This window comes from Nonomuraea sp. NPDC050540 (assembly GCF_044457485.1).
In the GTDB taxonomy this organism is placed as follows: Bacteria; Actinomycetota; Actinomycetes; order Streptosporangiales; family Streptosporangiaceae; genus Nonomuraea.
This window is the reverse complement of the sequence record NZ_JBITHA010000014.1, coordinates 85199-108617: the sequence shown is the minus strand read 5'-3', so window position 1 is coordinate 108617 and position 23419 is coordinate 85199. Positions and strand designations below refer to the sequence as shown.

The window sequence follows — 23419 nt, the reverse complement described above, 5'->3', positions numbered from 1 at the left end:
AGAGAGGATCAGCGGATGCCCCAGTACGCGATCTTGATTTACGAGCGGGAGATCCCGGTGGCCGACATCCCGGCCGAAGTCATGGAGGCCAACGGCGCCGCCGGGGCGAAAATCGAGGCCCTTGGCGCGCGCGTGGTGGATGAAACGCCGCTGCAGCCCGCCAGCATGGCGACCACCATCAGGAAGGGCGGCATCGTGACCGATGGGCCCTTCCTGGAGACCAAGGAGGCCTTCGCCGGCATCTTCGTGGTCGAGGCGAGAGATCTCGACCAGGCGATCGAGATCGGCCGGCTGCTGCCGATCATGGACGGCGGAGTCGAGATCCGGCCGCTGGTCGAGAGTTGACCATGCCGGATCCGCGCGCCGTACACAGCGCGCTCGCAGATGCGCACCGGCGCGAGTGGGCTCACGTGCTCGCCGCGACGGTGCGCATCACGCGCGAACTCGACCTGGCGGAGGAGTGCGTGCAGGAGGCGTATGTCGCGGCCCTGGACGCCTGGTCGCGTGAGGAGATCCCGGCGAACACGGGGGCGTGGCTGGTGACGACAGCGCGCAGGAAGGCGCTGGACGCGCTGCGGCGCGACCGGGTGATGAAGTCAAAGCTGCCCCTTCTCGTGGCGGACGTGGATGTGGAGGCCACACCGGTGGCCGAGGCCCCTTCATCGATCCACGACGACCGGCTGCGGCTCATCTTCATGTGCTGTCATCCTGCGCTGAATGCCTCGGCGCAGGTCGCGCTCACCCTGCGGCTGGTGTGTGGGGTCCGCACTCCTGACATCGCCAAGGCTTTCCTGGTCTCCGAACCCACCATGGCGGCGCGTCTTACCCGGGCGAAGAAGAAGATCGCCCTGGCGCACATCCCGTTCCGTGTGCCCCGCGACGCCGAGGTGCCCTCCCGGGTCGACGCCGTACTCACGGTGATCCACCTGTTGTTCACCGCCGGGCACACCGCGCCGCACGGGACCGATCTGACGCGAGCCGATCTCCAGGTACGAGCCATCGACCTGGCTCGGCTGCTGTATGCCTTGATGCCCGGCGAGCGCGAGATCGGAGGGTTGCTGGCGCTCATGCTGGTCAACCACGCCCGCCAGGCCGGCCGCACAGACGCCGATGGGCGGCTGGTGCTGCTGCAGGACCAGGACCGGTCGACCTGGGATCGTACGGCCATCGCCGAAGGTCACACGCTCATCGACGCGGCGCTGCGCAGCGGGCCGCCCGGCAGGTTCGTCCTGCAGGCGGCCATCGCGCTGCTCCACGCCACCGCACCCACCTACGACTCCACCGACTGGGTCCAGATCCTGCAGCTGTACGACACTCTGCGCAGGGTGTGGCCATCACCCGTGGTCGAGCTCAACCGGGCCGTCGCCCTAGCCATGGTGCATGGGCCGGAGGCCGCGTTGCGAGTGGTCGAACGGCTTGAGGAGGAGATGGACGGGTACCAGTACGTGCCCGCGGTGAAGGGGGAGTTGCTGCGGCGGCTCGACCGGTTCGAGGAGGCGGCCGCCGCCTATCGCCGGGCCCTGGACCTCACCGACAATGAGGCGGAACGTGCCTACCTCAACGACCAACTATCCCTGTAGTCAGTTCGCGGGTGCCGGCTAGTTGTCCTGACCACGGAGGTTAGGTGCAGGGGTTGATCGTTTTGGCATGGGGAAGGGCTTCCGGGTTTGGTGTGGATTGCGAGATCTGCACCTGAACCAGAAAGCCCTTCATGCTCTGGGCCTACCACGCCCACGGACCGGCCGGCATGAGCGGCCGCGCGCGGTGGCCGACCGGGAGCGGGCCAGACTCTCGCGCTGGGGCGAGGAGGACGTCCTCTCCGGCCTGGTCGGCATCCGCCGCCGGGTCGAGGCGCACGACGGGTCGTTCACGCTGGACAGCCCGGCCGGCGGCCCGGCCGTCCTCAACGTCACCCTGCCCTGCGGAACCTGACCCCGCGAAACCACCACCAGCATCGCTCTGCTTCTCCTGGCGGGCAGGGGCGGCTTTCGCGGGCCCCTTCAGATGAGCCGGTGGTAGCGGCCCATCCAGAACGGCAGCAGGTAGGACGTGCCGTCGTGCTCGCCGTAGCCGTCGCCGCCTTGGTCGAGCTTGTACGGGTCATGGTTCCAGTGGCTGATCACCCGTTCGTCGATCGGCAGGACGGTGCCGGCGCGGAGCAGGCCAAGCTTCTTCGGGTCGGAGTCGGGGCGGATGTGCTGGTTCAGGTTGACGATGTCGAGCCGGTGGCTGTTGGTCTGCTTCCAGTCGATCATGTTGAGCGGGAAGCGCTTGAGCGTGTCGACCGACTGCTCCAGCCACGGGCCGGTCGGATCGAGCTTGACCTCGCCGTAGGCGTCGGTCCAGGTGGCGTCCTTCAAGTAGATCCCGGCGATGAAGTTGAAGAACGGGCTCAGCTCGTACTGCTCAAGCTGCCAGTAGTCGTACAGCGAGCGCCCCCAGGTGCGCTTGAGCCCGGCATCCTTCTCGTACTTGAGCAGGTGGTAGTAGTTCATGAACGCCATCTCGTCGTCGGACTGGTTGCCGCCGCCGACGCCTGGGCTGACCTTCGGCGCGAGGGTGTTCATGGCGTAGCCGTACTCTTCGATGAGCTTCTTCCTGGCCGCCCCGTACTTCGCGTCGCCCGAGACGTGCTCGGCGATCGACAGGAAGGTGAGGATCGTCTGGCTGTTGAGCCCGCGCTCTTCGCGGCGCCACGGGTTGCCGTTGAGCTCCCTGGGGTTGAAGAAGCCCCAGCGGGTGGGCTTGCCATCGTGGTCGACGAGGTAGAGGTCATTGGCGATCATGTGGTCGGTGAGCCTGGTGACGACGGAGGCCACTTCGCGCTTCTCCGCCTCGTCCTTGGCGGCCAGGTCGTAGTAGAGGGCGTTGAAGAAGTAGTGGCCGACGAGCTCGTCGGAGCTGGCGTCGGTCTTCCAGTACCACGCGCCGTCGGCGCTCTTCGGCCAGCGCGGGACCAGGATCTTCCAGTAAGCGTCGCCCTTCCGCTTGTCGATGTCGTGCTGCTCGTTGTCGGTGAGGTTGGGGTCGGTTGCGGTGGTCTCCAGGATCGTGCGGGCGATGAAGCCGGGCGGGGCGGGGTTCGGGCCGCCCTGGGTGACGTCGCCGAGGAACTTCAGCGCCTCGAACACCTTGCGGGCGTTGGCCCTCGCCTCCGGATCCTTGGAGGCGGCGTACTTGAAGGTCTCGGCGGCGCCGTACATGGAGGTCCACAGCCCGTCGTTGTCGCTCGCGCCCTGCGCCCACTTGCTGAGGTCGCCGGGCTTGGCCAGGCCGATGCCCTCGACGAAGCCGTACGGCGTGCGCTTGTGCCTGGCCTGGATGGCCTGCTCGTAGACCTCCGCCTTCTGCTCCAGCGTGGTACGGCGGGCCTCGATCAGACCGACGGCGCCCGCGGTGCCGAAGTAGGCGTTGCCCTGCCCGTCGACGGCGATCGCGGCGACGGCGTCGTCGGGCAGCCAGCGGCGGCCCTGGCGGTACTCCCAGGTCCGGCCGTCGAAGCGGATGGCGCCGCGGGCCGTACCGAGCCAGACGTCTCCGCCCGCGCCCGGCGCCAGCGCGGTGAAGCCGAGCAGCGGCAGTCCGCGAGCCGCGTCGTACAGCTTCCCTTTGCCATCGCGGACGCCGACGCCTTGCGCGCCCGCGAACCAGAGCCGGTCCTTGCTGTCGTAGGTCAGGTGGGTGATCGCGACCGCGGCCCAGCCTCCGCCCTCGCCGACCAGGGGGACCGGCCGCCACGAGCGGCCCTGCTGCTCGAAGACGCCGTCGGCGGTGGCGATCGCGAGCGTGCCCGCCTTCGAGCGGGCCAGCGCGGCGGCGGCGCCCGGCAGGCGATCCTGCCGCCAGGATCGGCCGTGGCCCTGCCGGTAGAGGCGGTCACCGTGGACGAGCACCAGTTCGGAGCCGCCGGCGAGCAGTGCGGTGGCGGGCGACACGGCATGCGGGAGCCGCTCGGACGTGGTGCGCCAGCTGCCGTCGGCGCTCCGCCTGGCGGTCAGCAGGCCGCTCGCGGTGAGGGCGGTCAGTTCGTCGCCTCGCCAGGCGACCCGGTAAGCGGTTCCCGAGGCCACCTGGGTCCAGCGGCCCGAGGCCCAGACGCTGACGCCCTTGTCGTGGGCGGCGGCGACGAGCTCCTTGGGACCGGCCGCGAGGGCGGCGACCTTGCCCGGCAGGGCGGGGAGCGTGGAGCCGACCTGGAGCGTGAAGGGTTCGACCGTGGTGGCCGCCGAGGCGGGGACGCCCGCGGTCGATAGGGGGCCAATGGCGACGGCGAGCGTAGCGGCGAACAGGAGGTTCTGCAGACGTGCCATGGGGTTCCTCCGTGGAAGGGGGCTGCGAAATACAGTAAAGAGTCTTTATTGCATTTAGGCAAGAGCCTTTACTAGAATTCGGTCCATGCCCCAGCACGCGACGCTCACGACTCTGCGTGAGATCAACGCCTCGGTCGTCCTCGACGCCATCCGCGCCGATCCCCCCATCTCCAGGGCCGAGGTGAGCCGCCGCACCGGCATGACCAAGCCCACGGTGGCCAACGCCCTCGCCCTGCTTCTGGCCGCTGACCTGGTACGGCAAGCCGCGCCACCGGGCGAGACGCACTACGGCGCCGTCTACTTCGAACCCGCGCGGGAGCTGGCCCACGTCCTCGCCCTCGACATCGGCACCAGGTTCGTCAGGGGAGCGCTCTGCGACCTCGGCGGCACGATGCTCGCCAGGCACGACGAGCGGATCGACGACTCCACCCCCGACACCGTGCTCGCGGCGGCCACGGCCGTACGCGACAACCTCGCCGGAGGCGGCCTCCCCATCGAAGTGGCCGTCGCCGGCGCGGCCGGCGTGGTCGACCCCGAGGAGGGGGTGATCAGGCAGAGCAACAGGCCCTCGCTCGAAGGCATGGCGATCAGAGCAGAGCTCAGCGCCGCGCTCGACGTGCCCGCCGAGGTGGAGAACGACGTCAACCTCGCCGCCGTCGGCGAGCACGCCGCGGGCGCGGGCCAGGGCGTCACGGACTTCGCGTTCCTGTCCATCGGCACCGGCGTGGGCGCCGGGCTGGTCCTGAACGGCCAGCCGCACCGCGGCCACAGGGGGGCCGCGGGCGAGGTCGACGACCCCGCGCCCGGCGAGGAGGAGGTGCCCGACAGCCCGTCGGCCGACGTCCTCATGAACTGGGCTCGCCAGTGGATCGCCGCCACCCCGGCGACATCCCTGCGCGCCGACGCGACCCCCGAGGCCATCTTCGCGGCCGCCGCCGAAGGAGACGAGCTCGCGGGCGCGATCCTCGACGAGGAGGCCCGCCGCATCGCCAGCCGGATCGCGACGATCTCCAGGGTGGTCGACGTCGAGCTCGTCGTGCTCGGGGGCGGCATCGGCCTGGCCTGCGAGGGGATCCTGCCGCAGGTGGGCGCCGAACTGGCGGGACTGCTCCGGCACCCGCCGCGGATCGCCGTCTCGGCCCTCGGCGACGCGCCCGTGCTGACCGGCGCGCTCGCCTACGGCGCCCGGCTGGCCCGCGCGTCCGTCGCCACCCGCCGGATCACCTCCGCGGCGCGCAGCCAATGAAGATCACCGTGATCGGGGGCGGCTCCACCTACACCCCGGAACTGGTCGAGGGGCTGGCCGCGCTGCCCATCGGCGAACTTGTGCTCATGGACCCCGAGGCCGGACGGCTCGAAGTCGTCGGCAGCATGGCCCGGCGGATGTTCGCCGGGGCCGGCCATCCCGGATGGGTGCGCTGGACCACCGACCTCGACGACGCCGTCGACGGCGCGACGGCCGTACTCCTGCAGTTGCGTGTCGGCGGCCAGCGCGCCCGCCACCGCGACGAGACCTGGCCGCTGGAATGCGGCCTCGTCGGCCAGGAGACGACGGGGCCCGGCGGGCTGGCCAAGGCGCTGCGCACCGTGCCCGCCGTGCTGCGGATCGCCGAGCGGGCCCGCGCGCTCGCGCCAGGCGCGTGGATCGTCGACTTCACCAACCCCGTCGGCATCGTCACCCGGGCCCTCCTCGACGCGGGCCACCGCGCCGTCGGCCTGTGCAACGTGGCGATCGGCTTCCAGCGCCTCTTCGCCGGCCTGTACGGCTGCGCGCCCGGCGAACTGGCCGTCGACCACGTCGGACTCAACCACCTGACCTGGGAGCGGGCCGCGTGGGTCGGCGGCGTCGACGTGCTCCCCGCTTTGCTGGCCGAGCACGGCCCCGCCCTCGCGGCGGAGACGGAGCTGCCGCTGGAGCTCATGCGCGGCCTCGGCGTCGTCCCTTCCTACTATCTGCGCTTCTTCTACGCGCACGACCAGGTGCTGGCCGAGCAGATCGACCGCCCGACCAGAGCGGAGGAGGTGATGGCGCTGGAGGAGAAGCTGCTGGCGATGTACCCCGGGCTCGACGTCAAACCCGCGCTGCTGGAGGAGCGCGGCGGCGCCCACTACTCGACGGCCGCGGTCGGACTGCTGGAGTCGCTGCTCGGGGATCGGGGCGACACTCAGGTGGTCAACGTGCGCAACGACGGCACCCTGCCGTTCCTGGCCGACTCAGCGGTGATCGAGGTCCCGTCGCGGATCACCGCCGCCGGTCCTGTGCCACTACCGGTCCGGCCGGTCGAGCCGCTGTTCGCCGGGCTGGTCGGGCACGTCAGCGCGTACGAGGAACTCGCCCTCGACGCGGCGCTCCGCGGCGGCAGGGCGCGGGTGGAGGCGGCGCTCTTGGCCCATCCGCTGGTCGGGCGGTACGACCTGGCGCGCGGCCTCGCCGACCGGCTCGTCGCCGCCAACCACGCCTACCTGCCGTGGGCGGCATGAACCGGCCCGGCACGGTGCTCGCCGTGGATGCGGGCAACAGCAAGACGGACGTGGCCCTCGTGTCGGCCGCGGGCGAGGTGTTGTCGTGGGTACGCGGCGGCGGCTTCCAGCCCCACGGCCCCAAGCTGCCCGAGGCGATCGGCACGGTCTCCGCCCTGGTACAGCGGGCCATGGCCGAGGCGGGCGCCCGCCTGCCCGCCGACCACGTCTCCGCATTCCTGGCCCACTGCGACCTCCCCGTCGAGCAGGAGCTCCTGCACGCGGCCATCGCGGCCGAGGGCTGGGCGCCGAGCCTGACCGTCGACAACGACACCTTCGCCCTCCTGCGCGCGGGCAGCGGCCGGCCGTACGGCGTGGCCGTGGTGTGCGGCGGCGGCATGAACTGCGTCGCCGTCTCCCCCTCCGGTCAGGTGGCCCGCTACCCCGCGCTCGGCCGCAGGTCAGGCGACTGGGGCGGCGGCCAGTTCCTCGGCGAGGAGGCACTGTGGTGGGCGGTCCGCGACGAGGACGGCCGAGGTCCGCGCACCGCGCTGCGCGAGGCCGTCACCGCGTACTTCGGGCTGCCCGACGCCACCGCCGTGTGTATTGCCTTCCACCTGGGCGAACTCCCCGAGGAGCGGCTGCACGAGCTGGTGCCGCTGCTCTTCCAGGTGGCCGGGGACGGCGACGCGGTCGCCGGGACGCTCCTGGAGCAGCTCGGCGCCGAGGTCGCCGTGATGGCGGCCGCCGCGCTGGCCCGACTCGACTGGGACGGCGTCACCGTGCCCGTCGTGCTGGGCGGCGGCGTGCTCACCACGGGCGACCAGCGGCTGCTGGCCCACATCGACAAGGGTCTGCGCGACGTGGGGGCCGATCTCGACCTCCGGGTGCTCGCCGACCCGCCCATCCTCGGTTCGGCGCTGCTCGGCCTGGACCGGCTGGCGGCCGCGGGATCCGACGTCGAGCGGCGGCTTCGAGCCGCGTTCGCCGACCCGGCAAACATGCTCACCCCCTGAATGGAGCCACCATGATGCGAAAATCCGCTGGAATCCTCGCGCTCGCGCTGCTCGCCACCGCCTGCGGGAACGGGAGCGGCACGGCCGACAACGTGCTGCGGATCGCCATGACCTCGCCCGGTGAGGCGCAGGTCAAGGTGTGGAGGGACGTGACGGCACAGTACGAGAAAGCCCATCCGGGCGCGAAGGTGGAGCTGAACTTCCAGGAGGACGAGCTCTACCAGACGATCGGGCTGCCCAGCCTGCTCAACGGCCGCAAGGCGCCGGACATCTACTTCGAGTGGGCGGGCGAACGGCTGAAGACGCGCGTGCGGGACGGCTTCGCCGCCGACCTGGGCGCCCCGGTGACGGGCGGGCCGCTCAAGGATCTGATCCCCGACTCCGCCTACAACCACACGAAGGTCGACGGGAAGATCGTCATGGTCCCTTTCGCGTCCGACGTCACCAACGTGCTCTGGTACAACCCCAAGCTCCTCGCCACCCCGCCCAGGACGTTCGAGGAACTGCTCGCGGCCTGTGACACGCTCAACGCCAAGAACGTCACGCCGATCGCCTCGGGCAACAAGGACCTGTGGGCGGCCGGCAACTGGCTCTCCCACCTCGTCTCGCGCGTGGTCGGCGAGCAGGCGTACAGCGACGTGCTGTCCGGCAAGGCCGCCTTCGCCGGACCCGCCTGGGAGCGCGCGCTCGGTTACGTCGGGCAGCTCCACGACCACAAGTGCGTGAACGACAGCGTCAACGCCACCAACGACAACGACGGCGGGCAGCTCTTCTTCCAAGGGAAGGCGGCCATGCACCCGATCGGCTCCTGGCTGGTGAGCTGGGCCATCGAGGAAGCACCCGGCCTCGACTTCGACTACGTCAACCTGCCGGCGATGCCCGGCGCGGGAGACCAGTCCAGCGTCATCGGCGTGGCCACCGGCTACGTCGTCAACGCCAAGAGCGCGAAGGTCAAGGAGTCGACGGAGTTCCTCGCACTGCTCAACTCGCCCGCCAACGTGGCCGCCTTCATCAAGGCGGGCACCGTACCGCAGGCGAAGGCGGCCACCACGCAGGCCGTCGACGCGCGAACGACCAGGCTCAACGACCTGCTGGCCAACGCGAAGACTGTCGTTTCGCCGCCCGACACCGGCTACGACCTCAAGCGGGCCGACGCGCTCTACCGCGCGCTGGCGGCGGTGCTCGGCGGGCAGAAGTCGCCCAAGGACGCACTGGCCGAGGCCGCGGCCAAGGCGAGCTGAGCATGCGCCCCAACCGCCGCATCGTTCCCTACCTGTTCGCGGCTCCGGCCCTGCTGCTGTTCGGCTTCGCGGTCCTCGCGCCCGCGCTCGCCACCGGCGCCTTCAGCCTGACCGAGTGGTCGGGGTTCGGGCCGATGGAATTCGTCGGCCTCGACAACTTCGTGCGGGCCGCGCGCGACACCGTGTTCGTCAGCTCGTTCCTGCACGTCGCGGTCTACATCGCGGTCACCATCGTCCTGGAGGTGGCGGTCGGCCTGGCCCTCGCCGGGGTACTGGTGACCAGGCGCGGTGGGTCGCCGTGGTTCCGCGTGGCGCTCTTCACCCCGGTCATGCTGCCGATGGTGGTGGTCGCCGTCCTCTGGGGGTTCGTCTACAACGGCGACTTCGGCCTGGTCAACGCCGCCCTCAAGGCCATCGGGCTCGGGGACCTGAGCCGGGTGTGGCTGGGCGACCCGGCCACGGCCCTGCTGGCGGTGTGCGTGGTGTCCGGCTGGGTCTACGCGGGCTTCTACATGGCGATCTTCTACGCGGCGTTCGCCCAGATCCCCGGCGAGGTCGTCGAGGCCGCCCGGCTCGACGGGGCCGGAGAGCTGACGATCTTCCGCAGGGTCAAGGTGCCGATGATCCGCAACGCGGTCGAGGTGTGCGTGCTGCTGTGCGTGACCGGAGGGTTCCAGAGCTTCGACCTGTTCTACGTGCTCACCGGTGGCGGGCCGTACAACGTCACCGAGATCCCGACGACGTACCTCACACGCGTGGTCTTCCGTGACGGCGAGGTCGGATACGGCTCCGCGATGGCGGTGCTGATGACCGCCGTCGTCGTGCTGATCGGCCTGGCGTTCATGCGGTCGCGGTTGAGGAAAGCCTCGTGAAGCGCCTCACCACGGTCCTGCTCGGCGCGGTCGCGGTGGCGTTCTTCCTGCCGCTGATCTGGATGGTCGCGTCCAGCTTCAAGTCCAATCCGCAGATCTTCGCCAGCCCCTTCGCACTGCCCTCCTCGTTGGACTTCGGCAGGTGGGCCGAGGCGTGGGAGGTGGGCGGCATCGGTTCGTACGCGCTCAACAGCGTCATCGTCACCACCGTGACGGTGGGGCTGATCCTGTTGCTGGGCTCGGCGGCGGCATTCGCGTTCAGCCGCTTCGAGTTCCGCGGGCGCGGGCTGTTCATGGGGCTGCTCGCGCTCGGGCTGCTGTTGCCGCTGCAGTCGTACTTCATCGCGCAGAGCACCATGTTCACCGAGCTCGCGCTCAACGACACCCGGTGGGCGCTCATCGTGCCCTACACCGCCATGGGGTTGCCGCTGGCGACGTACCTGCTCAAGGTGTACCTGGACGCGCTGCCCGCCGAGCTGTTCGACGCCGCCCGGGTGGACGGCGCCGGCGACCTGCGGCTCTACCTCCTCATCGCGCTGCCGCTCCTGCGGCCCGGCCTCGCGACCGTGGCGGTGTTCTCGGCGCTGGCGTGCTGGAACGAGTTCCTGCTCGCGCTGCTCTACATCCAGGACGACTCGCTGAAGACCATCCCGACGGGGTTGCTGGCCTTCTCCAGCCGGTACGTCACCGACTACGGCCTGCTGTTCTCCGCCCTGTCGATCATCACGCTGCCGATGATCGCGGTCTACGTGGTCTTCAACCGGCAGGTGGTCAGCGGGATCACCGCGGGGAGCCTCAAGTAGCGCCCGGCTCACGGGCCAGAGGAGGGTGAAACGAGATCCTCGCCGACGTCGGCATCCAGACCGTACTCACCGGCATCCGAATGCCACGGATGAACTCCATCATGGAGCGGTGGGTGCTGACCCGCCGCCGCGAACTCCTGGACCGCTGCCTGATCTGGAACGAACACCACCTACGCCGCGCTCTGGCCGAGCACGAGAAGTTCTACGACGAACACCGCGCCCATCAAGCCCTCGACCAGACGGCTCCACTCCGCGCCACCTCCGAACCAGCGCGCATCATCGACCTGAACGTCCGCCGATGCGACCGGCTCGGAGGAAAATCTCCACGAGTACACACACGCAGCTTGAACTGCACGGACGTAATTTTCGGCAGGCGCGCAGTCCAGGTGCTACGGCGGCATCCACTTCCAGGACGGCGACCTGCGCGGGCGCGCCCTCGGCGCCGAGGGCGGCCAGGCCGCCTGGGACAGGGCGCGCGCCTACTGGACAGGCGCGGCCTCCTGACCTTTCGACCACAGCCCGTAGACCATCGTGCGTGCCGGTTCGCTCTGATCTGTCCAAAGAGGCTGAGCTGCTGGTGCTAGGTGACGAGGACCATATGCTCCACCGCCGGCTCGATGGCAAGCCGCGCTGGATGTCCAGCTTCAGAGGGCCTTCCGCGAGTTGATGTCCCTTTCGGCCCTTGGGCAGGGTAGGGCGGGCAGACGGGGGATGTCGTTGTCGAGCTATGGACGTGGCTGAGCGAACAATCCGGGCTCGGTCTCAACGAGGACGCCCTGGCCGACCAGGCGTTTGAGCTTGGCGCGGATCTTCTCGGTGTTCTTGGGGATGATGGGCAGGTCCAGGGCCTGACACAGGTCACGGGCGCGAACCTGAAGGACCTGCGCAAAGGGGTACGGCCGCGCAGGTCCCAGAGCCGCAGAAGGCCGTCCCCATCGGCGGTCATGGCGATCGGCCTGCCGTTGACCGTGGCGGGCACGATGCGGGGCACCGGGCGGACGGGACCGGCCGATTCCGTCCGGCCCGGTTCCCGCCCCGTGCCCGGGTCCCCACAGCCTGATCGTTTGTCCGCGCTCCCGCTCAGCACGGCTCTCCGCCGTTCAACGTGCCTGCGGCCAGTCGCGCCACAGATTGGCGCGATCTTTGCGGAATATCCCTTCGCCGGGCGTGGCGGCGATATCCGTTCCCTGGAGACCTCAACTAATTCTTGTTTACTCGTCAGGTGTTGCACTCTGGAATCGTCCGCCGACGGATGAATCACGAGCGTATACGGGGGTCCAGTGGACGGCGAGGGCGAATACAGCCCACCCCGGCACCCTGGTCTACGCAGTGTGGAAAAGTCCCGTCGTGCTCCCAGCCCAAGCCGGCCCTGTCATGGAAAACGCCGATGAAGGTCCGGCAGGCTGAGAGCAGGATAATTCGGCCTCACCCTTCCTGCTGGAAGGGTGAGGCAGATGCGAGGGTGTCAGTGTGCGTAGACGTTAGGAGGAGGGGAGTTCACCTGGACGGTTCTGTAGTTGAACACCCGTGTACCGCCCTGCGTCCATGCGTTATTGAAGGAGGTGACGTTTCCGTTTTGAATGTTGACGCGCGCGTTGAAAACGATCCACGTCACTCCGGGGGTGTATGGAGGCGTCGTCAGAGATCCGGTGTACCGGTAGTGGGTGCGGTCGACCGGCAGCAGATTGGCGAGGTTGATGTCGCCGTGCGATTTCAGCTGGTCGGTCACCCTCGGTGGGTCGGTCAGGAACGCGTCGAAGGTGGTCGAAGTGAAGATGTTCGGGTCGGTCTTCGACTGCACTGCGAGAACTAAGGTCTGCCCGCCGACCGACTCGTGCTGGAGATGCGCCTCGATGGGGGACACGGCGTCGCCGGCGAACCGATGCTCGGACAATCCGTGGAAGTGCACGTTGAGGAGTTTGTAATGCACACCGGCATAGGTGACGTAGAGGTCGGCGTTGTTGACCTTGAATTTCATCTCATCGTTGGATGACGTCTGCCCTTGGGGTGCGGCGTCGTGGAATTCGAATACTCCGCTCAGCAGGGTGCTGTAGGTGGCGGGAATGATGAGCTGGTCGGCGGTACCCGATATCGCACAGGCCCGATCGATCTCCACGGGGCTGGCGACGGCGGAGTCGGTTCCGGGTGGACATACTGCGACGCCCTGCGCGGATGCTGTCCCCGGGACGCCGACCAGGGCGATGAGGGTGAAGAAGGCGACGGCTAATCGATAGATACGTACCGGCATGCGCAAACCTTCCGCGAACGGCCCTCTTATATGCGACAAGGGCTCAAATGGTGAGCCTCATCATCAAATAAGAGGGGCATGGGGAGATGACTCCTACTGCGATTTCCGGTTCCTCGAACACCCTGCGTCTGACCTCCAGGCAGGTCGTCGGCGCGCCAGTCTCCACGGTGAAGTCGGGGGTCAGCGTGGCGAGCTTCTTCACCGTCTCGCTGGTCGTGAGCACGCCGCTGTCGATCACGATGACCTGGAGGAGCTCGCCGAAGATTTCGGCGTCCGGTCTCTGATTGATCCGGTCGCGCGGGAAGGCGCGAATGCTGGAATTCCCACGCACTGTCTGCGGATGACGTTCGCCGTCATCTGTCATTCTGTTCTCCGTGTTCTGCAGGATGCCTTTTCGTGATATCGGGCCAGCCGCCCGTACGGAAGCTTTCTGCACGAATGGCGCAGGATTTCCGCACGCTGTGACAAATCATGGCAACGACAGCGTTCTGGCGCCGTGAGGGCGGTGGTGCCGAGGCTCCGGCGCCGAGCAGCAGGGATCATCCTCGTGAACATGGTCAGGACGCTCGGGACTGTGGCCGTCACGCGCTGACCCGGAGGTGGCTGTCTACCGTGGTCAGGAGTGCGGGGATCGCCGTGACATCCCGGAGATCGGTCCGGCGTGGTGAGCATCGGGGTGCATGCCGGATGCGAGGCTTCGTGCGAGGACTGTGTGGAATCCCCGGCACGCCGCGTCAAGGAGATGGTGACGGGCCGGATGGCGTCCGCAGGGAGCGGCGGTAGGTGCTGGGCTGGTGCCGAAGGTTTGGCGGAAGGCCCGGGAGAAGGACGATGGGCTGGTGAATCCCCAGCGGGCGCCGATCACCTGAACGGGCTGCCGGAGCCAGGCGGGGTCGGCCAGATCGGTCCGGCACTGTTGCAGGCGGCGTCGCCGTATGTGCGCGGCCACGCTCTCCCCACGGCTTTCGAAAAGGGAGTACAGGGTGCGGAGAGAGACGTTGTGGGAGGCCGCGATGGTTTGTGGTGCCAGATGGAGGTCGGCGAGGTTGTGGTCGATGAAGGCGTCGATACGCCGCAGCAGCACCTGTTTCCGGGTTTCGATCGGGAGACGATCCCAGGCGTCGAGCTGCTGGGCCAGCAGTCCGGAGACGAGTTCGAGTATCGACCGCTCCAATGCACGTAGTTGTGGTGTCGCGCAGTGCGCGGCGTGGGTGTCGAGGGAGGTGAGGAACCGGCGGAGGATGGGACCGATGCCGTGGCGCAGGATGAACCGGCAGCCCAGCGCAGCGTCGAGCCGGTCAGCCGGGAGACTGATCATCGTGCGGGGGATGTGCACGATGATCACCCCGGTCCCTTTCTTGTCAGGGGTTCCGGCGGCGTAGGGGTGGGAGGTGTCGAATAAGACCGCGTCCCCGGCCGCCAGGTCGCTCCCGGTGCGCCGCTGGGAGATCCCCTTGCGACCGTACATGATCATCCCGAGTAGATAGTGCTCCGGATCGCTGCGGCGGATCAGCGCGGGCGTACGCCATGCCCGGTGGGCGGCATGGCTGTGCCACGAGACCTCGACCTGCCCCAGGCTCAGGACACAGGTTCGCGATCGGAACCCGGCGGGGTCATCAATGGCCAGGATATGGGGAGCCACGGTCCTGGACACCACATCCTGGTACCAGTCGGCCCTGTCCTTGGGCACAACCTCGTCCGTGGACATCCGCACCCACACGACGGTCTCCTCTCATAGAGCGCTGGACTGGGTGAGCATGCTGGTCTGGGCGTCGACGACCCAGTAGGGTGCCCGGCTTCTCGCGGGACAGAACGGCCAGAGCGATGTCGGCGGTGAGTTCGTCACACAGGCCCGGTGGTGCGCTCACCCTCGTCACGCTACGCCGCCAACCGTCCCGACACCCTTGGGCAACCAGGGCGATCCAAAGATCTACTACGCTCGACATCATCGGCCCAACGAAGCCCTAGCGATCAACCGTCGAGCTCTCCACCAAAGCCGGGGCGATTCACCCCGTCTGGCTGCGCGATCCTGTCCCTTTGCCAATCTTTCGGAGGATGCAGGGCTGAGCGAGGATACGCACCCGGCCTTCGACGACCTGGACGAGGAAGAGGCGGGAATCGTCATCGTCGACGAGCGCGACGGGCCGCCCCGGCGGCGGTGGGTGCGCTACGTCATGCCGGTGATGGTGGAAGTCGACCCGGAGACCGGATCACCCGGGTGGTGACGCTGTCGGAGGAGATCCGCGACGATCTGGGCCACTTCTGCGTGTATGACGAGAAGTTCATCCGCCGCCGAATGGACTACGACCCCGTCGACCAGCCTGAGCTGCAGGCCTGTAACGTCGCCGAGCCTCGCTGGAACGAGCGGTTCCGGGTCGGCGGCCCGGACAACTGGCCGGACACCGGCCAGCTGGAGGAAGGCTTCGACCTCACCGAGGGCGACGACGCCTACGCCGAGGTCAACCCTTACGCCGAACGCACATGACGGTGCGCACGACGGCGGGGCGCAGACCCCTGCCCTCGTGCGCGGCCAGACATCCTGGCCACCGCAACCAAACTGCTCGCCGGCAGGCTCTGAGAACTACAGCAACCTCTGGGGCGAACTCCTGGGCTTCTTCGCCGACAAGATCCCAACTCGCTGACCAGGGCCGCAACACCTTCGACCACGGCGCGACTCGCGTTGTCGCGCCAGCCAGCGCCGACTCGTTCCCGAACGCCTGGCCCGAAACCCGGCTCTGGATTCGGGCACTGGTCACCCACGGTGACCTGCGGCAACGCTCCATTTGGGGCCCATCACACGAACCCGAGCATCGGGCCTTGAACGGCGGGCTGCCGCGCCTCCGTGTGTGACGGAACGACAGGGAGGCGCGGCAGTCAGACGTCGCCGAACATGCGGTTCCTGTCGCTCTCAGGAACGTCAAGAGCGCGCAGTGCCTGATTCAGGGAGCCTTCCTCGAAGCCGAAATGAGCCTTCATCGCGGCCTTGATGTCATTGATCTGCAGGAAGAGCTGCTCTGGTGAGGATTGCGGATCGTCGAGGCTCAGCTGGAAGTCGGTGAGCAGGCGTGCGAGGGTCTCGTGCTCGCGGCTCAGGCGGGCGATCGTAGGCTCAAGTTCGGGCATCTGCCGCAGCAAGGCCGGGAAGAAGTCGCTGTCCTCGCTGCGGTGATGGCTGCCCAGGGCGGTGCAGAAGGTGTAGCAGAAGTCGCGGAGTTCGGGTTTGAGGCTTTGGGCGCGTTCGCCGGAGCGGATGGCCCTGCGGGCGTCTTCCAGCGCCCTTTCCAGGCGGTGGTGCACGTCCTGCAACTCCCGATGCCAGGCGAAGATGCGGTTGCTCAGCATGACGGTGCTCTGCGGAAGTCGTCGGCGTGCTCGTCGGCCCACTGCGCGAAACCCCGGGCGGACAGCCCGGTGAGCTGCTCGACGGCGGGTGACACGGTGGCGGGCACTCCGGCGGTGGCGGCCCACATGGCCAGGAGCTCGTCGATGATGGAGCCGGGCATACCGTAGCGGGTCATCCGCTCACGGGCCTGGTCCGGTGTCTCCTCGACGAAGGAGAGCTCACGGCCCAGCGCGCGGGCGAGGATGGCGACCTGCTCGCGGAAGGTCAGCGACTGCGGCCCGGTGAGCGAGTAGCGCCGGCCCGCGTGTCCGCCCCTGAGAACGATCGCGGCGACGGCGGCGAGGTCGGCCTCGTGGACGGGTGCGGTCGCCGCGTCCGGGTACGGGGCACGGACCGCGCCCTGGTATCGGATCATGTCGCCCCAGTGCCGCAACGCGTTGGAGGCGTAGGCGCTGGGCCGCAGATGGGTCCATTCCAGCCCGGCGTCGGTGAGCGGCCGCTCCACGTCGGCGGGGTCGTCGTCGAGCCCGGAGACCACCACGACCCGCTTGACCCCGGCACGTCCGGCGGACGCGGCGAAATCGCCGGCCGCCCGCCCGGCGGAGAACAGGTACACCGCTTCCACGCCGGTCAGCGCCGGCGCCAGCGACGCCGGCTCGCCCAGCTCGCCGCCGGCCACCTGCACACCGGGCGGCTGGTTCGCGGTCTCTGGACGGCGGCTGAGCGCGCGCACCTCGGCGCCGTCCCTGCGCAGCGTGGTGATGAGGTGCCGCCCCACCAGACCGGTCGCTCCGGTGATCAGAATCATTCCTGCCGTCCTTCCGCTGCCGGTGTTTGGCCGCGGTTGTTCGCGGCGAGCAGTTTCGGTAGCTGTTCCAGCAGGCTCTCGTGCCAGGCGATCTCGGCCCGCAGGCGGGCCGTGATGTGATCGAAGGTCATCGGCTCCAGCCCACGCAGGTACGGCTCGGCCTGCTCGCGCTGGTGCCGCCAGGCCGTCAGCCGGGCGATCAGCGCGTCGCGCCGGCCGCCGATCACTGCCCGCAGGTCCTGTTCGGCGAGATCGTCGGCGTAGTGCAGCGCGAGATCCACCGGGTCAGGCCGCAGCCGGACCTCGCGCAGCGTCCGGTCGCGCAGCGCGATGAACTCCTCGCGCCCGGCCGCGGTGAGCGCGTACACCGTCCGCGCCGGACCCGCCGCCTGCTCGGTACGGACCACCTCGATCGCGCCCTCGGCGACCAGCCGGTGCAAGGCCCCATACAACGAGCCCACCTTGATGTCGGTCCACAGCTCCGTGCGATCCAGTTGCGCCTGCCGGCGGATCTGATGCCCGTGCATCGGACCGCGCAGCAGGGCGCCGAGCACGAACATGCGAATGTCACTCACCCAGCTACTCAAACACGAGTAGCTCCGGCTAGTCAAACGCGAGTAGTACAAGCGAGTCGTTGGTCAGATACGTCTCCCCTGGGGTCGCGGGATACCTGTTGTCATCTGGCAAGATAGCGATCACGAACCGGGTGCGACCTCACGTCGCAACCACGGTTTCTCCCGGTCTCCGATTCAGGTAGGCCAGCACAGCCAGCACACGGCGATGAGTGTCGTTGGTGGCCTCGATGTCGAGCTTGGCGAAGATACCCGCGATGTGCTTGCCGACAGTGCCCTCGCTGACGAACAGCTCCCCGGCGATGGCCGCGTTCGAGCGTCCCTGCGCCATGAGCTGGAGTACGTCCCGCTCGCGCGGGGTCAGCCGGGCCACCGGGTGCCGCGGCGAGGTGCCGCCGAGCAGCTTGGCGATCACCTCTGGATCCATCGCGGTTCCGCCGGAGGCGACCCTTCGCAGGGCGTCGACGAAGTGGCCGGTGTCGAAGACGCTGTGCTTGAGGAGGTAGCCGACGCCGCCGGCGCCGTCTGCCAGCAGTTCCCTGGCGTAGATCTGCTCGACGTACTGCGACAGCACGAGCACCGGGAATCCGGGGTGGCGCCGGCGCGCCTCCAGAGCGGCCCGTACGCCCTCGTCGGTGAAGGTGGGCGGCAACCGTACGTCGACGATCGCCAGGTCAGCCCCTTGCTCGGTGACCGCGTCCAGCAAGTCCTCACCGGTGTCAACGGCGGCCACGACGGTGATGTCGTGTGCCTTCAGCAGGTGGATGAGCCCTTCTCGGAGGAGGAAGGCGTCCTCGGCGAGGACAACGCGCATGGGATCTCCAAGGTCGCTACGGTGGGCCCGCCAGGCGGGCTGACGAGCGTGAGGACCCCGTCGAATCCCTCAAGGCGGCGCCGGATGCCGTACAGGCCGCCACCAGACCCGGCTGCCGCGCCGCCTCTCCCGTCATCGGTCACGGTAGCCTTCAGGACGCCGTTGGTGTGCCGTAAGTCCACCAGGACCTTCGAAGCCTCAGCGTGCTTGGCGACGTTGGCCAGCAGTTCGCTGACCGCGAAGTAGACCGCCGCCTCGATCGGCGGAGCGACCTGGCCGCCGACGATCGCCCTCACCTCTGCGTCCAGCGGCGCGTCGAGGGCGAGGGTACGTACGGCGTCCGCGAGCCCTCGGTCGGCGAGCACCGGCGGGTGGATGCCGCGGATGAGCTCGCGCAGTTCGCCGAGCGCGCTCACCGACAGGGCCTTGGCCTTGGCCACCATCTCCTTGGCGGTCTCCGGGTCTCGCGCGATGAGATCTTCGACCGCGCCCAAGGTCATGCCCACGGCGATCCATCGGGTTTGCGCGCCATCGTGCAGGTCTCGTTCGATGCGCCGCAACTCGGCGGCCTGCGCGTCGCTGAGCTGTGTCCGGCTGGTGGTCAACTCTCCGATCCGCTGGCTCATCACCGCTGCCTTGGAAGGAGCCAGGAGCAACCGGCTCAGGCGGGCATGCCAGCGCAGGACCAGGGGGGCGATGGCGATGCCCAACGCGGCGGCGGCCATACCGGCGACCGGCGCCGGCACCCCGGCCAGCGCCGGCATGGAGGCGTGGAGCAGGTCGTCAGGAGACCAGGGCACCTGCCAGCCGACTGAGCGGAGAAGGTGGATCCACACCCACAGCCAGCAGATCACGAAGCCGCCGGCGATAAGCGCGGCCGGCCCAGCAAGGACGACAGCGACGGGAAGCTCCAGCGACAGCCACGCGAGATCACGCCACGAGGCGGGATCGCGTACGATCCACTGCCACCGTCGCGCGCGGGCAGCGGACTCCCGCGTGCGATGCACGGTGCCGAATTCTCCCCACATCGTCCTGTATGACCCGTTGTGGTCTGGCTGGGGCGGCAGCGGTTCCCCGCGGTAGGGCTCGGCGATTCGTACGCCTGTCCACACGCCCAGTCGCACCCGGCGCCAGGATACGTAGCGGCGTCCGGCCAGCACCGCGTCCGGCCACAGCCGCGTCGCCGTCAGGACGATCGCCAGCACCTGAACCACCGCCAGCACCACCGCCATGAAGGCCAGCGCCACGCTCGCGCACAGCCGCAGACCGGTGAGCACGCGCGGTCCGAGCACCTGGCCCGCGTTGGCGCGTGCGGGCGCGAGTAGCGCTCCGGTCCAACGGGCGTGCCAGCGCAGCGCCGCCGGGCCCACGGCGATGCCGAGCAGTACGGCGGCGCCACCGAGAGCCGGACGCTGCAGCCACACCACGACGAGACCACCGCTGATCAGCGCCGGCGTCAGCAATGCCAGCGGTCCGCCGATCAGCGGATTGAGCGCCATCCACCATAGGTCGCGTGTGGTCGCGGAATCGCCGGCGATCCACCGCAGCCTCGCCAGATAGGCCGGGACGGCCGCGGAACGGTACAGATCATCGCCATCGCGATACCACCCATCGAGGTCACGCTTCGGCGGACCCGGCGCCGGATGGTAGGGGGAGGGGATCTCGACTCCGCCCCATCGCCCCGACAGCCGCCGGGCCAAAGCCGGCAGGCGACGGGCGTGCTCGAAGAAGAAGGCGGGGGACGGCAGCCCCATGTGCGCGGTCACGAACAAGACGACCAGGAGCGGCGGCCCCAGCATCGCCAGCATGACCAGGATCAGACCTCGCACGGGGGCGACGGCGTACGCACGCACCTGTGCGCATGTGCCCGCGCCGGGCCTCCACCACCCTTCCATTCGATCGATGAAACCACGCGGGTGGCCCCGACGGTATGGGTGCCAGCCCCCACCCGAGCCGGGAGCCAGGCCCATTACCCGCCCCCGCCGTCGCTCCTAGCGTGGCCACCATGACTGCCACCGCCGTGCGGCTGCACTACCTCGACCGCGTACGCGTGCTTCTGACCGTACTCGTCGTCCTGCACCATGTCGCTCTGACGTACGGAAGCTTCGCCCTGTGGTACTTCCACGAGCCGAGCATGGGAACACCGTCGCCGCCAGGTGAATGGGACCGGTTGCTAGACCTTTTCCTCTTGCTCAACCAGACGTACTTCATGGGGCTGTTCTTCCTGATCTCCGCCTACCTCGTACCCGGCTCCTACGACCGCAAGGGCGGACGACGATTCCTCGCCGATCGAATGATCAGACTGGGGATCCCGCTGATCCTCGTGGTCTTCGCCGTCGTCCCGCTCGCCAAACTGCCGTCGTACCGCATGCGGAACGCCCGCGCCCCGGCCCCCTACCTCGACTTCTACCTTCGTGAACTCGAGCAGGGTCCTGGCTGGTTCCTGGTGACGCTGCTGGCCTTCGTGGCGGCCTATACCGCCATCCGGGCCCTTGGCCCGGCCCCTCGTCAACGGTCGGCCACGGCGCTACGGGCGCGCACCATCATCGGCTTCGCCGTGCTTCTCGCGGTGCTCGGCATCGCCTGGCGGGTGCTGCTGCCGGGCGTTCACATCCCCGTACTTCAGCTTCCGGTGCCCGAATATCTCCCGCAGTACGTTTGCATGTTCACCGCCGGGTTGATCGCCTACCGCCGCGGCTGGCTGGCGACGATCTCAGCACATGCTACCGGCTGGGGATTCGCCGTCGCCGCCCTGGCGGTCGTGACGCTCTTGCCTCTCGCCCTGGGAGGCGCGGACGCGTCAGGCGATCGGCTGCTCCTCACACGGGTGGCGCATGGGCTCTTCGACGGCGTCTATTGCGTGGGCATGTCCCTGGGAATCCTTGGGCTGTTCAGCCGGAGATTCGCCGGAGCGCCGACTCCTGTCGGCCGTTTCATGTCAGCCAACGCCTACGCCGTCTACGTCCTGCACGCGGGCGTGCTCGTGGTGGTGTCCGTCGCGATCTCCGGCCTGCCCGCCGGCGCGCTGACGAAGTTCGTACTCGCGACGGCGCTCTCGCTTCCCCTGTGCTGGGTGGTGGCGGCCATCGTCCGCACGGCACCGGTAGGTCGGCTCGTGCTCTGAGGCACGCACAGATGAATCAGTGAGAAGAGGAGGAAGTCAATCGTGAACGATGTCTCACGCCGCCGGCTCTTCGGCGGAGCGGCGGCCTGCAGCGCGGCAGCCGCTGTGGGGTTCAGCACGTCCGAAGCCTTCCCCGTGGAGGCGCCGCCCATGGGAGCGGTTCGGATACGGCCAGGCGATCCGCGCTATGAAGACCTGACCGTCCGGCGGGTGAACCAGCGCTTCGAGCCCAGACCCGAGTACTTCCACCTGGTCGGGTCCACCGACGATGTGGTCAAGGCCGTATCCGAGGCAGTCCGGGCGGGCAAGCGGGTCACCGTACGTAGCGGTGGGCACTGCTATGAGAATCTCGTCGGCGACGGCGCGCAGGTGGTGATCGACCTGTGCGAGATGTCGGAGGTGTACTTCGACGAGAGCCGAGGAGCCTTCGCGGTCGAGGCGGGGGCCACCCTGATGCAGGTCTACCGCAAGCTCTACCTGGGATGGGGGGTGACCATCCCAGGCGGCCAGTGCGGGGGCGTGGCAGCCGGAGGTCACATCGCGGGCGGTGGCTACGGTCAGCACTCTCGTCGCCTGGGGGCCGTGGTCGACTACCTGCACGCCGTCGAGGTGGTGGTCGTGGACCGCACCGGCCGATGCCGGGCGGTGATCGCCACGAGAAATCCCGAAGACCCCCATCGCGACCTGTGGTGGGCGCACACCGGAGGCGGCGGCGGGAACTTCGGGATCGTTACCCGCTATTGGATGCGTGACCCGAAGGTCGCGGGAAACGAACCGCACACCCTGCTGCCCAAGCCTCCGCCAGCTCTCCTGGTCTGTCGGCCCGCCTGGTCGTGGGGCGACATGTCTCGCGAATCGTTCAGCGCCCTGCTGCGTAACCACGGCGAGTGGCACGAGCGCAACAGCGATGCCGGTTCGCCTTATGCCGGGCTGTGGAGCGCCCTGCTGATCCAGAGCCGTGCCCACCGCGGCGACCCAGGCGGCATGATCCTCCCGACGATGATGGACGCCTCGGTCCCGAACGCCGAGCGCCTGCTCGGCGACTACTTCGTGAATCTGGTCCGCGGGGTGGAAGCCACCGCCCACATCCCTCAGGTGGCGCGGATGCCGTGGTACCACGCCGTCAGCAATCAAGCGCTGAACAGCGACATGGAGTCTGGGCGGTTCAAGGCGAAGTCCGCGTACCTACGTCGGCGGTTCACCGACCGACAGATCGGCGTCGCCCACGACTACCTCGGCACCCCCGGGCCTGGCGGGGTACTGGCGCTCTTCTCGTACGGCGGTCGCGTCAACGCCACGGCCTCCGACGCCACCGCCCTGGCCGAACGCGATTCCATCCTGAAAGCCCTCTACCTGGGGACGTGGACGGAAGGTGAAGGCACCCAGCATCTCCAATGGGTGCGAGCCTTCTACCAGGCGATGTACCGAAACACAGGAGGCGTGCCCGTCCCCGGCGGCGGCAATGGCGGCGCCTACGTCAACTACGCCGACACCGATCTGGCCGATCCCGCGTTGAACACCTCCGGTGTCCCCTGGTCCAGGCTCTATTACGGTGACAACTACCCGAGGCTGCAGAGGGTGAAGGCGCGATGGGACCCACTTGACATCTTCCGGCACGCGCTCTCCATCCAGCCTCATCGGTAGATGAGCACCGGATGGGGCCTGTCATCGGTGATCACCGAGATCATGGCCCGGTGGCAGGAGCGGCCAGGGCCTTGATCCGGGAGCTGTAGGCGCCGCGTTTACCGCGCCGTCGGTGACCGGCAGGTGCCGCTCGTCACGGCCGATCCAGCCGTTGCCGGGCCAGG

At 68.7% G+C, this 23419-nt stretch carries 23 protein-coding genes; 14 read left to right on the top strand and 9 right to left on the bottom strand.

The features are described from left to right. The first annotated feature begins 15 nt into the window (after positions 1–15). The 3 genes from ACIBI5_RS37755 to ACIBI5_RS37745 all read left to right on the top strand — a co-directional run bounded on the left by ACIBI5_RS37755 (position 16) and on the right by ACIBI5_RS37745 (position 1932). Positions 16–345 (top strand): YciI family protein, encoded by a 330-nt coding sequence (locus tag ACIBI5_RS37755; protein WP_397253949.1) that lies wholly within the window; start codon positions 16–18, stop codon positions 343–345. A 2-nt stretch (positions 346–347) separates the two neighbouring features. Further along, positions 348–1580: an RNA polymerase sigma factor gene (locus ACIBI5_RS37750; RefSeq protein WP_397253947.1), complete on the top strand. Its 1233-nt coding sequence runs from the start codon at positions 348–350 to the stop codon at positions 1578–1580. Positions 1581–1764: 184 nt separating this feature from the next. Further along, entirely contained in the window at positions 1765–1932 is a 168-nt protein-coding gene (locus tag ACIBI5_RS37745; RefSeq protein WP_397253945.1) for a hypothetical protein, read from the top strand. A gap of 68 nt (positions 1933–2000) precedes the next feature. Here ACIBI5_RS37745 and ACIBI5_RS37740 read toward each other — a convergent pair whose 3' ends face one another. Continuing rightward, positions 2001–4310: a hypothetical protein gene (locus tag ACIBI5_RS37740; RefSeq protein ID WP_397253944.1), complete on the bottom strand. Its 2310-nt coding sequence runs from the start codon at positions 4308–4310 to the stop codon at positions 2001–2003. Between the two features lie 85 nt (positions 4311–4395). On the opposite strand from ACIBI5_RS37740, the gene ACIBI5_RS37735 reads away from it, so the two are divergent. The 7 genes from ACIBI5_RS37735 to ACIBI5_RS37705 are packed head-to-tail and all read left to right on the top strand — an operon-like array spanning position 4396 to position 11286. After that, positions 4396–5556, top strand: a complete 1161-nt coding sequence (locus tag ACIBI5_RS37735; protein ID WP_397253942.1) for an ROK family protein — start codon at positions 4396–4398, stop codon at positions 5554–5556. Further along, on the top strand, positions 5553–6791 hold the full coding sequence (locus ACIBI5_RS37730) for a 6-phospho-beta-glucosidase (protein WP_397253940.1): 1239 nt from the start codon (positions 5553–5555) through the stop codon (positions 6789–6791). The genes ACIBI5_RS37735 and ACIBI5_RS37730 overlap by 4 nt, the downstream gene beginning before the upstream one ends. Continuing rightward, positions 6788–7786, top strand: a complete 999-nt coding sequence (locus tag ACIBI5_RS37725) for an N-acetylglucosamine kinase (protein WP_397253939.1) — start codon at positions 6788–6790, stop codon at positions 7784–7786. Before ACIBI5_RS37730 ends, ACIBI5_RS37725 begins: the two co-directional genes overlap by 4 nt. Positions 7787–7797: 11 nt before the next feature. Continuing rightward, on the top strand, positions 7798–9027 hold the full coding sequence (locus ACIBI5_RS37720) for an ABC transporter substrate-binding protein (protein WP_397253937.1): 1230 nt from the start codon (positions 7798–7800) through the stop codon (positions 9025–9027). A gap of 2 nt (positions 9028–9029) precedes the next feature. After that, positions 9030–9899 (top strand): carbohydrate ABC transporter permease, encoded by an 870-nt coding sequence (locus ACIBI5_RS37715; RefSeq protein ID WP_397253935.1) that lies wholly within the window; start codon positions 9030–9032, stop codon positions 9897–9899. Beyond that, positions 9896–10702 (top strand): carbohydrate ABC transporter permease, encoded by an 807-nt coding sequence (locus ACIBI5_RS37710; RefSeq protein ID WP_397253934.1) that lies wholly within the window; start codon positions 9896–9898, stop codon positions 10700–10702. The genes ACIBI5_RS37715 and ACIBI5_RS37710 overlap by 4 nt, the downstream gene beginning before the upstream one ends. A gap of 35 nt (positions 10703–10737) precedes the next feature. Then, entirely contained in the window at positions 10738–11286 is a 549-nt protein-coding gene (locus tag ACIBI5_RS37705; RefSeq protein ID WP_397254290.1) for an integrase core domain-containing protein, read from the top strand. Between the two features lie 881 nt (positions 11287–12167). On the opposite strand, the gene ACIBI5_RS37700 is transcribed toward ACIBI5_RS37705, so the two are convergent. From ACIBI5_RS37700 to ACIBI5_RS37690, 3 genes are all read right to left on the bottom strand, one after another. Next, complete coding sequence (locus ACIBI5_RS37700) at positions 12168–12950, bottom strand: carbonic anhydrase family protein (protein WP_397253932.1); 783 nt, start codon at positions 12948–12950, stop codon at positions 12168–12170. A gap of 43 nt (positions 12951–12993) precedes the next feature. Further along, the gene (locus ACIBI5_RS37695) at positions 12994–13314 is read right to left on the bottom strand and encodes a hypothetical protein (RefSeq protein ID WP_397253930.1); all 321 of its coding nucleotides are present in this window, start codon (positions 13312–13314) and stop codon (positions 12994–12996) included. A gap of 252 nt (positions 13315–13566) precedes the next feature. Further along, entirely contained in the window at positions 13567–14670 is a 1104-nt protein-coding gene (locus ACIBI5_RS37690) for a helix-turn-helix domain-containing protein (protein ID WP_397253928.1), read from the bottom strand. Between the two features lie 184 nt (positions 14671–14854). Between ACIBI5_RS37690 and ACIBI5_RS37685 the strand changes: the two genes are divergently transcribed. Beyond that, a complete protein-coding gene (locus tag ACIBI5_RS37685) occupies positions 14855–15175 on the top strand; it encodes a hypothetical protein (protein ID WP_397253926.1) in 321 nt (106 codons plus the stop codon). Next, positions 15169–15435: a hypothetical protein gene (locus ACIBI5_RS37680; protein ID WP_397253924.1), complete on the top strand. Its 267-nt coding sequence runs from the start codon at positions 15169–15171 to the stop codon at positions 15433–15435. Before ACIBI5_RS37685 ends, ACIBI5_RS37680 begins: the two co-directional genes overlap by 7 nt. A gap of 389 nt (positions 15436–15824) precedes the next feature. Here ACIBI5_RS37680 and ACIBI5_RS37675 read toward each other — a convergent pair whose 3' ends face one another. From ACIBI5_RS37675 to ACIBI5_RS37655, 5 genes are all read right to left on the bottom strand, one after another. Further along, complete coding sequence (locus ACIBI5_RS37675; RefSeq protein ID WP_397253922.1) at positions 15825–16292, bottom strand: hemerythrin domain-containing protein; 468 nt, start codon at positions 16290–16292, stop codon at positions 15825–15827. Further along, complete coding sequence (locus tag ACIBI5_RS37670; RefSeq protein ID WP_397253920.1) at positions 16286–17101, bottom strand: NAD(P)H-binding protein; 816 nt, start codon at positions 17099–17101, stop codon at positions 16286–16288. The genes ACIBI5_RS37675 and ACIBI5_RS37670 overlap by 7 nt, the downstream gene beginning before the upstream one ends. Continuing rightward, complete coding sequence (locus ACIBI5_RS37665; protein ID WP_397253918.1) at positions 17098–17676, bottom strand: PadR family transcriptional regulator; 579 nt, start codon at positions 17674–17676, stop codon at positions 17098–17100. The genes ACIBI5_RS37670 and ACIBI5_RS37665 overlap by 4 nt, the downstream gene beginning before the upstream one ends. A 139-nt stretch (positions 17677–17815) precedes the next feature. Continuing rightward, positions 17816–18487 carry a LuxR C-terminal-related transcriptional regulator gene (locus ACIBI5_RS37660; RefSeq protein ID WP_397253916.1) on the bottom strand — a complete coding sequence of 224 codons (672 nt, stop codon included), beginning with the start codon at positions 18485–18487 and terminating at the stop codon, positions 17816–17818. Beyond that, the gene (locus tag ACIBI5_RS37655; RefSeq protein WP_397253914.1) at positions 18427–20316 is read right to left on the bottom strand and encodes a sensor histidine kinase; all 1890 of its coding nucleotides are present in this window, start codon (positions 20314–20316) and stop codon (positions 18427–18429) included. The genes ACIBI5_RS37660 and ACIBI5_RS37655 overlap by 61 nt, the downstream gene beginning before the upstream one ends. Positions 20317–20492: 176 nt before the next feature. Here ACIBI5_RS37655 and ACIBI5_RS37650 point away from each other — a divergent pair, with 176 nt between their 5' ends. Both ACIBI5_RS37650 and ACIBI5_RS37645 read left to right on the top strand, forming a co-directional pair. Further along, positions 20493–21611 (top strand): acyltransferase, encoded by a 1119-nt coding sequence (locus ACIBI5_RS37650; protein WP_397253912.1) that lies wholly within the window; start codon positions 20493–20495, stop codon positions 21609–21611. A gap of 135 nt (positions 21612–21746) precedes the next feature. Continuing rightward, the gene (locus ACIBI5_RS37645; RefSeq protein ID WP_397253910.1) at positions 21747–23255 is read left to right on the top strand and encodes an FAD-dependent oxidoreductase; all 1509 of its coding nucleotides are present in this window, start codon (positions 21747–21749) and stop codon (positions 23253–23255) included. Positions 23256–23419 lie beyond the last annotated feature (164 nt).